The sequence below is a fragment of the Janthinobacterium sp. NKUCC08_JDC genome, from assembly GCF_019345575.1.
Taxonomy (GTDB): Bacteria; Pseudomonadota; Gammaproteobacteria; order Burkholderiales; family Burkholderiaceae_D; genus Janthinobacterium; species Janthinobacterium aestuarii.
This window is the reverse complement of record NZ_JAHKQW010000012.1, coordinates 1-13,892: the sequence shown is the minus strand read 5'-3', so window position 1 is coordinate 13,892 and position 13,892 is coordinate 1. Positions and strand designations below refer to the sequence as shown.

The window sequence follows — 13,892 nt, the reverse complement described above, 5'->3', positions numbered from 1 at the left end:
GTAAAACAACGTGGGCGGTTTCGATCTTACCAGTTCAGCAGGCAATATCTGTTAAGCATCATGCATTCCGCATGGACTTAAGCCATTATTCAGCAAGTTTTTACAATTAATTCAATTGCTGGATGCCTGCCAGGACCCAGCCGCTATTGCCGCTGACGGGTTTCGACATATTCCACACTTCCGCGAACGGTTCCGCCGCGGCGCCCGGCGCCGAACGGATAAGGCCCACAAACTTCACGCTGGCCAGGTAATCGTTGACGCTCGTCTCGATGCCCAGCAGCTCGGCATCGATGGTGACGACATCGGTAAAGTCTGCCTGCGTGCCCCGCTCCTGGATTTGCATGCGCAGTTCCGCATACACTTCCGGCGACGTGAATTCGCGGATATCGTTGACGTCGGCCTTGTCCCAGGCCGCTTGCAGGCGAATGAAATTGCTTTTCGCGTGGCGCAGGAAGGCTTCCTTGTCGAAGTCGCTTGGCACGCCCCATGGCGCGGCAGCCGGCACCGGCTTGTCCAGGCCGACGCCGGACGAGACGGGCTGCAGCGGCGGCAGCGGTGGAATGCGCGAACCGATGTCAGGCACGTTGCCCGCTGGCGCAGGCTGGTTGCCGAAGCCGGCGAACGGCGCATTGCCGCTGCTGTTGCCAGCACGCTTGCCGCGCACCATGCGATAGATGAAGAAGACCACGCCGGCCAGCAAAGCCACCATCAGCAAGGTGCTGATCATGCTGGCCAGGGCGCCGCCCAGGCCGAAGTGCGACAGCAGCGCGCCCAGACCCAGACCGAGCAAGGCGCCGCCCAGCAAGCCCTTCCAGCGGCTCGGTGCCTTGGCGGCAGGTGCTGGCGCAGGAGCCGGCGCCGGTTGCGCCTGGCGTGGCGTGGCAGCCGGTGCCGGCGCTGGGGCCGGCGCGGGCGCCTGGCGGCTCACGCTTTGCGACTGACGACCTATCGAACGGCCACCGCCCATGGGACGGGCCAGCGCCTCGCCCAGCATGGATACCGTGGTCGCGGCCAGCATCATGCCGACCATAAATTTCTTCAATTTCATTCCATCTCCTAAAATCACCAACGTTGATGCATTACATCTTGATACCGGTGTGCAAAGCGGCAATGCCTGCCGTCAAATTGTAGTACTGCACGCGCTCCAGACCCGCCGTTTCCATCATGGTCTTCAGGGTTTCCTGGTCCGGGTGCATGCGGATCGATTCCGCCAGGTAGCGGTAGCTTTCCGCGTCGCCGGCGATTTTCTGTCCGAACCACGGCAAGACCGAGAACGAATACAGGTCGTACGGCTTTTGCAGGGGAGCGGCCACCTTGGAAAACTCCAGCACCAGCAGCTTGCCGCCCGGTTTCAGCACGCGGCGCATTTCCGCCAGCGCCACATCCTTGTGCGTCATGTTGCGCAGGCCAAAGGCCACGCTGACACGGTCGAAATAATTATCGGGGAATGGCAGTTTTTCCGCGTCACACAACAAGGTGGGGGTGAGCAAGCCGCGATTCAAGAGGCGGTCGCGGCCCACGCGCAACATCGATTCATTGATATCGGTCAGCCAGACTTCGCCGGTAGGGCCCGCCTGCTTGGCAAACGCCTTCGACAGGTCGCCCGTGCCGCCGGCGATGTCGAGCACCTTGAAACCGGGACGCACGCCCGCATTGGCAATGGTGAACGTCTTCCACAGACGGTGCAGCCCGCCCGACATCAAGTCGTTCATCACGTCGTATTTGGCAGCGACGGAATGGAACACCTTGGCGACTTCGCGCACTTTGTCGTCTTCTGCAACTGTTTTGTATCCGAAATGGGTCGTATTGGTCATGGTAGGCAGTCTGTTTGAACTTGGGAGCATTATACAAGCGGCAGGCGCATTTCCCCGTGACGCCGGAGAAGGTATTGCCTTTCCACTGCATTCGACGCCAGCATGGCCGCCCGGGCATACGCCGCCAGCGCCCCCTGCCGGTCGCCCTGGCGGCGCAGCAAGTCGGCCCGGGCCGCATGCAGATAATGCGATAGCGTCAGGCTGGGCACGGCTTCCAGGCGATCGAGCCACGCCAGGCCGTGTGCGGCCCCATGCGCCATGGCGCAGGCGATCACGGCATTTAGCAAGATCAAGGGTTCCGGCTTGTGCCGCAGCAAGGCGCCGTACAGGGCGCTGATCTGGCGCCAGTCCGTCTGGCTGGCCGTGGGCGCTTTGGCGTGCAAGGCGGCAATCGCCGCCTGCAGCTGATATGGCCCTGGCGCGCGCGCCGGCAAGGCCAGTTCCAGCACGGCCAGTCCCTCGGCAATCAAGTCCCCCTGCCACAGGCGCCGGTCCTGCTCTTCCAGGGTCAGCAGATAGCCTTCAGGCGATAGCCGGGCCGGGCCGCGCGACGCCTGCAGCAGCATCAGGGCCAATAGCCCCTGCACTTCGGGCTGGCCCGGTTGCAGGCTGTCGAGCAAGCGTCCCAGGCGCAGCGCCTCGGCGCACAGGTCCGTGCGCAGCAGGGTCTCGCCGCCGCTGGCGCAATAGCCTTCGCTGAATACCAGGTAAATCACGTGCAGCACCTGCGCCAGCCGTGGCTGCAATTCTTGTTCCGGCGGCAACTCGAAGGGGATGCGCGCTTCGGCGATCTTGCGCTTGGCGCGCAATAGCCGCTGCGACAGGGCAGCTTCCGCCACGCCGAAGGCCCGCGCGATCTCGCCCGTGGACAGGCCACACAAGGTGCGCAGGGCCAGCGCCACCTGCGCCTCGGGTGCCAGCGCCGGGTGGCAGCAGATGAACAGCAGGCGCAGGCGGTCGTCCCCGATGGCCGGCGTTTCCTCTTCCACGGATACAGTCAGGCCGGACAGCACGGCCTCGGCATCGCTGACGCTTTTGCCCGCCCGGCGCACGTGATCGAGCCCCGCATTGCGCGCCACGGAACTGAGCCAGGCGGCGGGATTATCGGGGATGCCCGTGCGCGGCCACAGTTCCAGCGCCTTGCGGCACGCTTCCTGCAACACATCTTCCGCCAGGCCCAGGTCGCCGAAACGCCGCATCAGGCCGGCCAGCACCCTGCCCCTTTCCTGGCGAAAGACGTGCTCGACGGCCGCAATGGCGTCGCCGGCCATGTTTATGCCGTGACAGGCCGCACTTCGATGGTGCCCAGCGAGGCCACCGGGCAACGCCCAGCCCAGGCCAGCGCCTCGTCCAGGTTGGCGCAGGCTAGCAGATAGTAGCCGCCCAGCTGCTCCTTGGTTTCCGCGAACGGCCCATCCGTGATGACGGGCTTGCCATTGCGCACCCGCACGCTGATGGCGCCGGCCACGGGCGCCAGCTCGGCCCCGCCGCGCAGCACGCCGGCCGCCTCCAGCGCCTGCGTATAGCTGGCAAAGTCGGCCATCAGGCTGGCCATCTGCTCGTCTGGCATGGCGGCATAGCGCGCCTCGTCGGCGTAGATCAGGATCATGTATTCCATAGTCTCTTCTCCAAAAGAAAAATGCCCGCAAGCGCGGGCATTCATACGACGAACGGGGCGGCGGCAATCCGACAAGATTACCGCATTATTTTTTCAGCTTAATGCTTATGCCCGCAGCTCGGTCCGTGCACATGGCCGCCGGACGACTGCTTGACCGTCATGTCCGCCTTGGCGTCGCGGCCGCTGTCGCCGGGATAGCCGGCTGCCGCCAGCTGGTCCAGGTAGGCTTGCCACAACTTGTCTTTTTCCGCGCCCAGCTTGTACAAGTATGCCCAGGTGTACAGGCCGGAATTGTGGCCATCGCTGAAGGTCGGTTGCACGGCGTAGTTGCCGACCGGCTCGATGCCCGTGATGCCGACCAGGCGTTTGCCTAATTGCAAAGTTTCCTGGCCCTTGCCATGGCCCTGCACTTCGGCCGACGGCGAGTACACGCGCAGGTATTCGAACGGCAGCGCAAATTCGCTGCCATCGTCGAAAGCCACGTCGAGCACGCGCGACTGGTTGTGCACGGTCAAGCCGGTCGGTTGCGGTGTTGCTGCTTTTTCAGTCATGACGATACTTTATGCGGATAAACGTTGAATGATGGCGTCGCGCAAGGCCGGCAGCAGCGCGCGGCGCGCGGCCAGCACTTCGGGTGCCGTCTCGCGCTGGACCACGGCCCAGCTGGGGTTCGGGAAATGCGCGTCGTCGCGGTAGCGGGGAATCACGTGCCAGTGCACGTGCGGCGTCATGTTGCCGAAACTGGCCACATTGACCTTTTCAGGCTGCATCACTTCACGCACGGCCAGCTCGACTTGCCACACGACTTCCATGACGTAGTTGCGCTCGCCAGGCGTGAGGTCCGTCATTTCTTTCACGTGCTTGTTCCAGATCACGCGGCAAAAGCCGGGATAGGCGGCGTCATCAACGGCCACGACGGACAGGCGCTCGCTGCGCCACAGCAAGGCTTCACAGCCCTGCTTGTTGGCAAAGCCGTCCAGCAATGTGCACAGATCGCAGGTCACACCAGCACCCGTTCAATGCCGCCGTCATTGGCGCGTTTCACGTAATCCGGCATCCAGTTCTCTCCCAGCAAGTGTTTGGCGATCTCGACAACGATGTAATCGGCCGTCGTGCCCGAATCGTCATTGTAGCGCGACAGGCCTTGCAGGCACGATGGGCAGCTGGTGAGGATTTTTACGTCACCCGTAAAGCCGTCGCCGCGCAGCTTGTCGGCGCCCTTGACCATCTCTTCTTCCTTGCGGAAACGCACTTGCGTGGAAATGTCCGGGCGCGTGACGGCCAAGGAACCCGATTCGCCGCAGCAACGGTCATTCTTCTCGATCTTCACGTTATCTACCGTGCTGATCAGAGAATTGATGGTCTTGCCAGACTCCTGCAGCTTCATCGGATTGTGGCATGGCTCGTGGTACATATAGCGCGTGCCGTTGACGCCTTCCAGCTTGACGTTTTTCTCCAGCAAATACTCATGGATATCCATGATGCGGCAGCCAGGGAAAATCTTCTCGAACTGGTAGGTGGCCAGCTGGTCGTAACACGTGCCGCACGAGACGAGCACCGTCTTGATGTCCAGGTAATTGAGCGTGTTGGCCATGCGGTGGAACAGGACGCGGTTGTCCGTCATCATCTTCTCGGCTTTGTCGAACTCGCCCGCGCCCCGCTGCGGATAACCGCAGCACAGGTAGCCCGGCGGCAAGACCGTCTGCACGCCCACTTCCCACAGCATCGCTTGCGTGGCCAGGCCCACTTGCGAGAACAAACGCTCCGAACCGCAACCGGGGAAGTAGAACACGGCTTCCGTATCGGCCGTCGTCGTCTTCGGATTACGGATGATCGGAATGACCTTGTCATCTTCGATGTCGAGCAGCGCGCGCGCCGATTTCTTCGGCAGGTTGCCCGGCATTTTCTTGTTGATGAAGTGGATCACCTGCGCCTTGACGGGCGGCTTGCCCGTCGATGGCGGCGGCGCCTTGGTTTGCTTCTTGGCAAATTTCTTCAGCAAATCATGACCCAGGCGCTGCGCCTTGTAACCCCAGCCGATCATGACCTTGCGCGTGGCATTGATGGTCACGGGATCGGTGGCGTTGAGGAACATCATCGTGGCCTTGGTGCCCGGATTGAAGCTCTTCTTGTCCATCTTGCGCAGCAAGTTGCGCATGTTCATCGACACGTCACCGAAATCGATGTTGACCGGGCAAGGCGTCACGCATTTATGGCAAACCGTGCAATGGTCGGCCACGTCCTCGAACTCTTCCCAATGCTTGATGGAAATACCGCGGCGCGTCTGCTCTTCGTACAGGAAGGCTTCGATCAGGGACGAGGTCGCCAGGATCTTGTCGCGTGGCGAGTACAGCAAGTTGGCACGCGGCACGTGGGTCGAACACACGGGCTTGCACTTGCCGCAACGCAAGCAATCCTTGACGCTGTCGGCGATGGCGCCGATGTCGCTTTGCTGCATGATCAAGGATTCATGGCCCATCAGGCCGAACGATGGCGTGTAGGCATTGCGCAAGTCGGCGCCCATGCCCGGCAGATTCAGCAGTTTGCCCTTGTTGAAGCGGCCTTCCGGATCGATGCGCTGCTTGTAGCTGCGGAAGTCGCCGATTTCTTCTTCGGTCAGGAATTCCAGCTTGGTAATGCCGATGCCGTGTTCGCCGGAAATGACGCCATTGAGCGAGCGGGCCAAAATCATGATGCGGCCCACGGCTTCGTGGGCGTCTTGCAGCATTTCGTAATTGTCCGAGTTGACGGGCAAGTTCGTGTGCACGTTGCCGTCGCCCGCATGCATGTGCAGCGCGACAAACACGCGGCTACGCAGGATGCGCGCGTGAATCGCGGTGGCCTCGTCGAGGATCAGCTTGAAGGCGGCGCCATTGAAAATCTGGCGCAGCTGGGCGCGGATTTCCTGCTTCCACGTGATGCGCACGGTGCGGTCCTGCACCACGTCGAACAGGGTGGCGTTCGGCTGCGTTTCCAGGCGTGCCTCGAAGACAGGCAGCAAGCGCTCCATGCCCAGTTCGGCCAATTCATCCTTCGCGTCGACCAGCGGACGGTCGAGCTGGGCCAGCAGATAAGTCCAGCGTGCCGTGACTTGCGCCAGCAACTGCTGCGCCTGCTCGGCGCGGTCGCCCAGCATTTCAGCATCATCGACGCGGTCGTCGGACGCATCGTCGCTCTTGCCGATTGGCAAGTTACCCTTGGCAAAGAACGCGCTCAGGGCGTCGGCCAGTTGCAGCTTGTTCTTGATCGACAGCTCGATATTGATGCGCTCGATGCCATCCGTGTATTCGCCCATGCGGTTCAGGGGAATGACGACGTCTTCATTGATCTTGAACGCATTGGTGTGCTTGGCGATCGCCGCCGTGCGGGCACGATCTAACCAGAATTTCTTGCGCGCTTCCGGGCTGACGGCGACAAAACCTTCGCCCACGCGGGTGTTGGCGATGCGCACCACTTCCGACGCCGCTTGCGCGACGGCGTTTTCATCGTCGCCGACAATGTCGCCAAACAGGGCCATCTTCGGCAGCACGCCCCGTTTCGACTTGGTGGCGTAGCCGACGGCGCGCAGGTAGCGCTCGTCCAGATGTTCCAGGCCCGCCAGGCGGATGCTCGTGTATTGCTCGCCCTTGGCCGGCAAGCCGTCCAGGTAATCCTTGATTTCCACGATCGACGGGATCGCATCGCGCGCCTGGCCAAAGAATTCCAGGCAGACGGTGCGGGCGAATTTCGGCATCTTGTGCAAAATCCAGCGCGCCGACGTGATCAAGCCGTCGCAGCCCTCTTTCTGGATGCCCGGCAAGCCGGCGAGGAATTTATCGGTCACGTCCTTGCCCAGGCCCTCCTTGCGGAACTTGCGGCCAGGAATTTCCAAAATTTCCGTCTTGAACGGCGCGTTCGGTTTTGTCGCGTCGCGCGTGCTCGGGTGGCGCCATTCCAGCTGGAAACGTGCCAGTGCGATATCGTGGATCTTGCCCAGGTTATGGTCGAGGCGGGTGACGTCGAGCCAGTCGCCGTTCGGGTCAACCATGCGCCACGAGGCCAGGTTGTCCAGCGCCGTGCCCCACAGCACGGCTTTCTTGCCGCCCGCATTCATGGCCACGTTGCCGCCGATACACGAAGCGTGGGCCGAGGTCGGATCGACGGCAAACACGAAACCGGCCTTTTCGGCCGCTTCCGACACTTTGTTCGTGATCACGCCCGCGCCCGAATTGATCGTCGCGTATTCGTGCGTCAGGCCAGGCAAGACCGTCATTTCCACGGCGCCCAGGGTGATGAGTTTTTCCGTGTTGATGACGGCCGACATCGGCGTCAGCGGAATCGCGCCGCCCGTGTAGCCGGTGCCGCCGCCGCGCGGGATGATGGTCAGCCCCAGCTCGATACAGCCTTTGACAAGGCCGGCCATTTCTTCTTCCGTGTCGGGCGTGAGCACGACGAACGGGTATTCCACGCGCCAGTCGGTGGCGTCCGTCACGTGCGACACGCGCGTCATGCCGTCGAAGCGCACATTGTGTTTTTCCGTATAGCGGCCCAGCACCTTGACCGTGCGCTTGCGCAAGTCGTAGGTCTTGCGGAATTCGTCGCCAAAGTCAGCCACGGCCTTGCTGGCGGCCTTCAGCAGCAGCTCCACGTTGGCGCTGCGCGCCTTGGCCACTTCCGGCGCTTCGCCGGCTGCCAGCGCGTCGCCGCCGGCCGCATCGATGGACAGGCGGCGCTTGTCGACTTCGGCCAGGCGGTGATGCAAGGCATCGATCAAGCCCTGGCGGCGCTTCGGATTGTCGAGCAAGTCATCCTGCAGGTAGGGATTGCGGCGCACGACCCAGATATCGCCCAGCACCTCGTACAGCATGCGGGCGGAACGGCCCGTCTGGCGGGCGCCGCGCAGCTCGTCGAGCAGGCGCCAGGAGTCCTCCCCCAACAGGCGTATGACGATCTCGCGATCGGAAAACGACGTGTAGTTATACGGGATTTCGCGCAGGCGGCTTGCTGCGGGACCATTCGGCGTTTCTGCCAGTAAAGCTTGGATTTGTGCGGGAGCGTTCATGGAGTGTGGTGACGATATAGACTGGACCCTAAAGGGCCATTTTATCTTATTGCGCCGCACCATGCGGGAACAGCCTTATGCCGCCCAAGGTTTAAGCACCTCATCCGCCCCCATAGCAAATATGGAAAAGCCTTCTTTTACGCGAATAAAAAACCAGTTTCCATGATTTTTTGACGCAAAAATGCCAAGAATCGGACTCTATTGCAAACTATCGACCTGCCCAAAAATGGGGCAAACTGGCGTTGCAGGCAGTCCCATTCAGGCCAGCATCTGGCCGATCCGGTGCCATACGCCATCGGGCACGTACAGCAGCAAGCCCGTCATGGTCAGGTAGCGCGCGCACTTGCCGACGGCCATGTAGGCAACGCTGGGCCAGAACGGCAGCTTGAGCCAGCCAGCCAAAGTGCACAGGGGGTCGCCCACGAGGGGCAGCCAGGCCAGCAGCATGGTCTTGGCGCCATAGCGGGCCAGCCAGCGGAACCAGCGCGTGTCGCGCTCCTTGGCGAACGCCTGCTTGGCCCGGTAGCCGAGCCAGTAGTCGACGATACCGCCCAGGGTATTGCCCAGGGTGGCCACGCCGATGGCGGCCCAGAACAGCGCGGGATTGGCCTTGATGACGGCAAACACGGCCGGCTCCGAGCCGAGCGGCAGCAAGGTGGCGGAAATAAAGCTGATCAGAAAGACCGATGTCAGCCCGACTTCCGGTGCTGCGATCAGCTGCAGCAGCCAGGCGATTGCGGATTCGATCATGGAACACTTCGCGATGCAGTAAGGCTCTCCATTATAATGAAGAGCAGCCTGGGCGCCGCACACATCGCGCCGGCCGGCAAAGGCATACCCGCCCGCAGTTCCACAGAGCATTATTGTCGCCAGGCTATCCGCCGCGGCGCCGCCGCTATCGACAGACACGCTCCAGACCCTTTCTGGCCCAGAATCACTTGCTTGCAGACTATGAACATCGACTACCTCAAGAAAATCCTGACCGCCCGCGTCTATGACGTCGCCACCGAAACGCCGCTGGAACTGGCCCCTGCCCTGTCGCAGCGCCTGAACAACCAGATTTACTTCAAGCGCGAAGACATGCAAAGCGTGTTCAGCTTCAAGATTCGTGGCGCCTACAACAAGATGTCCAAGCTCAGCGAAGCGGAACGCAAGCGCGGCGTGATTTGCGCCTCGGCCGGCAACCATGCCCAGGGCGTGGCCCTGTCCGCCGCACGCATGGGTTGCCGCGCCGTCATCGTCATGCCGACCACCACGCCGCTGGTGAAGGTCGAGGCGGTCAAAGGACGCGGCGGCGTGAACGTGGAAGTGGTGCTGCACGGCGAGTCCTACACGGATGCCTACAACCATGCGCTGACCCTGGAAAAGGAACAGAAGCTGACCTTCGTGCACCCGTTCGACGACCCGGACGTGATCGCCGGCCAGGGCACGATCGGCATGGAAATCCTGCGCCAGCACGCCGGCCCCATCCACGCCATCTTCGCCCCCATCGGCGGCGGCGGCTTGATCGCCGGCATTGCCGCCTACGTGAAACAGATTCGCCCCGACATCAAGATCATCGGCGTGCAAAGCGTCGATTCGAACGCCATGGCCCGCTCGCTGAAGGCGGGCGAACGCGTCACCCTGAACGACGTGGGCCTGTTTGCCGACGGCACGGCCGTGCGCCTGGCCGGCGAGGAAACCTTCCGTCTCGTGCAGGCGTATGTCGATGAAATCATCACGGTCGACACGGACGCCATCTGCGCCGCCATCAAGGATGTGTTTACGGATACGCGCAGCATTCTGGAGCCGTCCGGCGCGCTGGCCATCGCCGGTGCCAAGGCCTATGTGGAACGGGCCAGCCTGACCAAGCACCCCGTCAACAATGAAACCCTGGTCACCATCGCCAGCGGCGCGAACATGAATTTCGACCGGCTGCGTTTCGTCGCGGAACGGGCTGAACTGGGCGAATTCCGCGAAGCCGTGTTTGCCGTCACCATGCGCGAACAGCGGGGCAGCTTCAAGCGTTTCTGCTCGCTCATCGGTGCGCGCAACGTGACGGAATTCAATTACCGCATCAGCGATGAAAAAGCCGCGCACGTATTCGTCGGCATCCAAATTGCCGACCGGCATGAGTCGAGCGTGCTGGCGAAAACCTTCGAGGAACACGAATTCAAGACCCTGGACTTGACCCACGACGAACTGGCCAAGTCGCACATCCGCCATTTGGTGGGCGGCAAGAGCCGACTGGCCCAGGACGAGTTGCTGTACCGCTTCGAATTCCCCGAGCGCCCCGGTGCGCTGATGCGTTTCCTCGACAGCATGGCGCCGAACTGGAATATTTCCCTGTGCCATTACCGCAGCCAGGGCGGCGACGTGGGCCGCATCCTGATCGGCCTGCAAGTGCCGCCCGATGAAATGGGCGAGTTTGCCCGCTTCCTCGATACCCTCGGGTACCGTTACTGGGATGAGAGCAGCAATCCTGTGTATAAATTATTTTTGGGGTAATCACCCCAATTGCAAATGCTGGGGTCCGACCCGTCGGGTCTGACCCCTGTCCTTGCCGTTGGGCTGAAATAGGCTACCATGCGTCCTTGACTGAATTCACGCCACACGACCATGACCACCACCAACGATCTCGCCGAACAATCTCCCCTGGGCAAAAGCTCCGCCTACCGCACCGATTACGCGCCGGAATTGCTGTTTCCGATTCCGCGCCAGGGCAAGCGCGACGAGCTGGAACTGCGCGGCACTCTGCCCTTCTTCGGCCTCGATATCTGGAATGCGTACGAACTGTCGTGGCTGAACCAGCGCGGCAAGCCGCAGGTGGCCATCGCCAAGGTCAGCGCGCCGGCCGATTCGCCGAACATCATCGAGTCGAAATCGTTCAAGCTGTACCTGAACTCGTTCAACCAGACCAAGCTGGACAACCCCGAAGCGCTGCTGGCCCTGCTCAAGCAGGATTTGTCGAACGGCTTCGGCGCGCCCGTGCAAGTGGAACTGACCTTGCAGGAAGATTTCGGCAAGCTGAAAATGGGCGAATTCGACGGCGTACTGCTCGACCGCCTGGACCTGGAAATCACGCAATACACGCCTTCGCCGCTGCTGCTGAAAGCCGCCCTGGATGAAGCGCCGGTGGAAGAAAAACTCGTCTCGCATTTGCTCAAATCAAATTGCCTGGTGACGGGCCAGCCCGACTGGGGCAGCGTGCAGATCGAGTATGCGGGACCGCAGATCGACCAGGAAAGCCTGTTGCGCTACCTGATCGGCTTCCGCGAGCACAATGAATTCCACGAGCAATGCGTGGAGCGCATCTTTGTCGATATCTTGCGTCAGTGCAAGCCGCAAAAACTGTCCGTGTATGCGCGCTATACGCGCCGCGGCGGCCTCGATATCAATCCATGGCGCAGCAATTTCAGCACGGGTACGATGCCGGGCAATCTGCGCAATGCGCGCCAGTAACACCAAACACCACCACGCAACCATGCCAGCAGGAATGTTGGCTGTGTTTTAAAACAACGTTGCAGTAGTGCCGCAGAGCATGTCACAGACGCTGAAAAATCGGAAAATCGGCATTCGGCGGCGGAAAAACCGGCGCGCGCCGTGTTTTTAATCAAGAAATAGCCGATACACGCCGATGTTATTTTTTTGCTAAAATGATGGCCACGTGGGCTGTAGCGCCCACTGCGCCCGCAGCCGGCGTATACTGTTGAGAATTGGCGTTACAGGCCGCCGAAACAGGCCTATAATTCGGCTCGCAAGCCCTCTGCGCATTGCACCATTTCATTGAGTGTCATGACTAATCTTAGCAAAATATTATCCCTCGAAAACGTCCTGCTGGACCTGGAAGTCTCCAGTAAAAAGCGCGCCTTCGAGCAAGCCGGCCTGATCTTCGAAAACAATTACGGCATCGCCCGCTCTACCGTTTCGGACAATCTGTTTGCCCGTGAACGCCTGGGCTCGACTGGTCTGGGCCATGGCGTGGCCGTGCCGCATGGCAGAGTCAAGGGCAGTAAAACCTTGAAATCGCCGCTGGGCGCCTTCGTGCGCCTGGCCGAGCCGATTCCGTTCGAATCGCCCGATGGCAAGCCCGTCAATCTGCTGTTTTTCCTGCTGATTCCTGATCATGTCACTCAGCAACATCTGGAAATCCTGTCGGAAATCGCCGAAATGTTTTCCGACGATGCCTTCCGTACGGCGCTGGCCACGGATCCGGAACCGAAATCCGTGCATTCGCGCATCGTCAATTGGCAACCCAGTCTGCAAGCGGCGGGTTAAACTTCAGGTATTCCTCCACTCCTGAAGAAGACTGCCATGTTGCAAACGCCGCTGACGATACAACGCCTGTACGACGATAATCGTGAAAGTCTGCAACTGGGCTGGTTCGCCGGCTTCCCCGGCGGCGAGCGCCTGATCTCGGGCGACGTCTCGTCGGCCGCCGACCAGGTCGGCCACTTGAACCTGATCCATCCGGGCCGTATCCAGGTCTTCGGCCACCAGGAAATTAATTACTACCAGCGCCTGAAGGTCAACACGCGTACCCACGTGATCGGCGAGCTGATCGCCGGCGGCCCGCCCGCGCTCATCATCGCGCAAGGGCTGGAAACGCCGCCCGACATCCTCGCCATCTGCGACGAGCAAAACATTCCCCTGTTCTCCACCCCGCTGCCGGCCGCGCAAGTGATCGACTTCCTGCGCGTCTACCTGTCCAAAAAATTGGCGCAGCGCATCATCATGCATGGCGTGTTCATGGACGTGCTGGGCGTGGGCGTGCTGATCACCGGCGATTCGGGCCTGGGCAAGAGCGAGCTGGGGCTGGAGCTGATTTCGCGCAGCCACGGCCTGGTGGCCGACGACGCCGTCGAATTCTCGCGCATCGCGCCGAACATGATCGAAGGCCGCTGCCCGCCCCTGCTGCAAAACCTGCTGGAAGTGCGGGGCCTGGGCTTACTCGACATCAAGGCCATCTTTGGCGAAACGGCCGTGCGCCGCAAGATGCGCTTGAAACTGATCGTGCATCTCGTGCGCCGCAACGCGCTGGAAGAAGAAGTCGAGCGCCTGCCTTTCCTGTTCCCCACGGAAGACGTGCTGGGCCTGCCCGTGCGCAAGGTCGTCATCCCCGTCGCCGCCGGCCGCAACATCGCCGTGCTGCTGGAAGCGGCCGTGCGCAATACCATTTTGCAACTGCGCGGCATCGATACCTTGCAGGAGTTCATGGAGCGGCAACGACTCGCCATGAGTGGCGATTAATGTTGCCAAGGAGTTCGCCCTTGCAAGGGCGAACCGTTACGCAGGCACGCAGCAGTGCTGCGTGAATTCCCTGCTGCACCAACGACTCGCCATGAGTGGCGATTAATGTTGCCAAGGAGTTCGCCCTTGCAAGGGCGAACCGTTACGCAGGCACGCAGCAGTGCTGCGTGAATTCCCTGCTGCACCAACG

General features: G+C 61.4%; 12 protein-coding genes. 4 read left to right on the top strand and 8 right to left on the bottom strand.

Translation table 11 applies throughout. The features are described from left to right. Nucleotides 1-106: 106 nt before the first annotated feature. The 8 genes from KO538_RS22450 to KO538_RS22415 all read right to left on the bottom strand — a co-directional run bounded on the left by KO538_RS22450 (nucleotide 107) and on the right by KO538_RS22415 (nucleotide 9,223). Nucleotides 107-1,048: a Tim44 domain-containing protein gene (locus KO538_RS22450; RefSeq protein WP_219329700.1), complete on the bottom strand. Its 942-nt coding sequence runs from the start codon at nucleotides 1,046-1,048 to the stop codon at nucleotides 107-109. 31 nt (nucleotides 1,049-1,079) lie between these two features. Next, nucleotides 1,080-1,814: a bifunctional demethylmenaquinone methyltransferase/2-methoxy-6-polyprenyl-1,4-benzoquinol methylase UbiE gene (gene ubiE / locus KO538_RS22445; protein ID WP_034753359.1), complete on the bottom strand. Its 735-nt coding sequence runs from the start codon at nucleotides 1,812-1,814 to the stop codon at nucleotides 1,080-1,082. A gap of 29 nt (nucleotides 1,815-1,843) precedes the next feature. After that, the gene (locus KO538_RS22440; protein WP_219329699.1) at nucleotides 1,844-3,085 is read right to left on the bottom strand and encodes an RNA polymerase sigma factor; all 1,242 of its coding nucleotides are present in this window, start codon (nucleotides 3,083-3,085) and stop codon (nucleotides 1,844-1,846) included. A gap of 2 nt (nucleotides 3,086-3,087) precedes the next feature. Continuing rightward, nucleotides 3,088-3,432: a YciI family protein gene (locus tag KO538_RS22435; RefSeq protein ID WP_219329698.1), complete on the bottom strand. Its 345-nt coding sequence runs from the start codon at nucleotides 3,430-3,432 to the stop codon at nucleotides 3,088-3,090. Nucleotides 3,433-3,530: 98 nt separating this feature from the next. Further along, on the bottom strand, nucleotides 3,531-3,983 hold the full coding sequence (locus KO538_RS22430) for a gamma-butyrobetaine hydroxylase-like domain-containing protein (RefSeq protein ID WP_070305340.1): 453 nt from the start codon (nucleotides 3,981-3,983) through the stop codon (nucleotides 3,531-3,533). A gap of 9 nt (nucleotides 3,984-3,992) precedes the next feature. Further along, nucleotides 3,993-4,436: an HIT family protein gene (locus KO538_RS22425; protein ID WP_070305338.1), complete on the bottom strand. Its 444-nt coding sequence runs from the start codon at nucleotides 4,434-4,436 to the stop codon at nucleotides 3,993-3,995. After that, nucleotides 4,433-8,473 carry a DUF3683 domain-containing protein gene (locus KO538_RS22420; protein WP_219329697.1) on the bottom strand — a complete coding sequence of 1,347 codons (4,041 nt, stop codon included), beginning with the start codon at nucleotides 8,471-8,473 and terminating at the stop codon, nucleotides 4,433-4,435. The genes KO538_RS22425 and KO538_RS22420 overlap by 4 nt, the downstream gene beginning before the upstream one ends. Nucleotides 8,474-8,731: 258 nt before the next feature. Further along, the gene (locus KO538_RS22415) at nucleotides 8,732-9,223 is read right to left on the bottom strand and encodes a YqaA family protein (protein WP_034753347.1); all 492 of its coding nucleotides are present in this window, start codon (nucleotides 9,221-9,223) and stop codon (nucleotides 8,732-8,734) included. 201 nt (nucleotides 9,224-9,424) lie between these two features. Here KO538_RS22415 and ilvA point away from each other — a divergent pair, with 201 nt between their 5' ends. The 4 genes from ilvA to hprK all read left to right on the top strand — a co-directional run bounded on the left by ilvA (nucleotide 9,425) and on the right by hprK (nucleotide 13,702). Beyond that, complete coding sequence (gene ilvA / locus KO538_RS22410) at nucleotides 9,425-10,960, top strand: threonine ammonia-lyase, biosynthetic (RefSeq protein WP_034753344.1); 1,536 nt, start codon at nucleotides 9,425-9,427, stop codon at nucleotides 10,958-10,960. A gap of 111 nt (nucleotides 10,961-11,071) precedes the next feature. Next, entirely contained in the window at nucleotides 11,072-11,914 is an 843-nt protein-coding gene (queF, locus tag KO538_RS22405) for an NADPH-dependent 7-cyano-7-deazaguanine reductase QueF (RefSeq protein ID WP_034753341.1), read from the top strand. Between the two features lie 333 nt (nucleotides 11,915-12,247). Beyond that, complete coding sequence (locus KO538_RS22400; RefSeq protein ID WP_034753339.1) at nucleotides 12,248-12,730, top strand: PTS sugar transporter subunit IIA; 483 nt, start codon at nucleotides 12,248-12,250, stop codon at nucleotides 12,728-12,730. 36 nt (nucleotides 12,731-12,766) lie between these two features. After that, nucleotides 12,767-13,702, top strand: coding sequence for an HPr(Ser) kinase/phosphatase (gene hprK, locus KO538_RS22395; RefSeq protein WP_034753337.1), 936 nt, complete (start codon nucleotides 12,767-12,769; stop codon nucleotides 13,700-13,702). The last annotated feature ends 190 nt before the right edge of the window (nucleotides 13,703-13,892 follow it).

Bases quoted from the DNA above. Each gene is read 5' to 3' on its own strand.
- KO538_RS22450 (WP_219329700.1), bottom strand. From the start codon at position 1,048: ATGAAATTGAAGAAATTTATGGTCGGCATGATGCTGGCCGCGACCACG.
- ubiE (WP_034753359.1), bottom strand. From the start codon at position 1,814: ATGACCAATACGACCCATTTCGGATACAAAACAGTTGCAGAAGACGAC.
- KO538_RS22440 (WP_219329699.1), bottom strand. From the start codon at position 3,085: ATGGCCGGCGACGCCATTGCGGCCGTCGAGCACGTCTTTCGCCAGGAA.
- KO538_RS22435 (WP_219329698.1), bottom strand. From the start codon at position 3,432: ATGGAATACATGATCCTGATCTACGCCGACGAGGCGCGCTATGCCGCC.
- KO538_RS22430 (WP_070305340.1), bottom strand. From the start codon at position 3,983: ATGACTGAAAAAGCAGCAACACCGCAACCGACCGGCTTGACCGTGCAC.
- KO538_RS22420 (WP_219329697.1), bottom strand. From the start codon at position 8,473: ATGAACGCTCCCGCACAAATCCAAGCTTTACTGGCAGAAACGCCGAAT.
- KO538_RS22415 (WP_034753347.1), bottom strand. From the start codon at position 9,223: ATGATCGAATCCGCAATCGCCTGGCTGCTGCAGCTGATCGCAGCACCG.
- ilvA (WP_034753344.1), top strand. From the start codon at position 9,425: ATGAACATCGACTACCTCAAGAAAATCCTGACCGCCCGCGTCTATGAC.
- queF (WP_034753341.1), top strand. From the start codon at position 11,072: ATGACCACCACCAACGATCTCGCCGAACAATCTCCCCTGGGCAAAAGC.
- KO538_RS22400 (WP_034753339.1), top strand. From the start codon at position 12,248: ATGACTAATCTTAGCAAAATATTATCCCTCGAAAACGTCCTGCTGGAC.
- hprK (WP_034753337.1), top strand. From the start codon at position 12,767: ATGTTGCAAACGCCGCTGACGATACAACGCCTGTACGACGATAATCGT.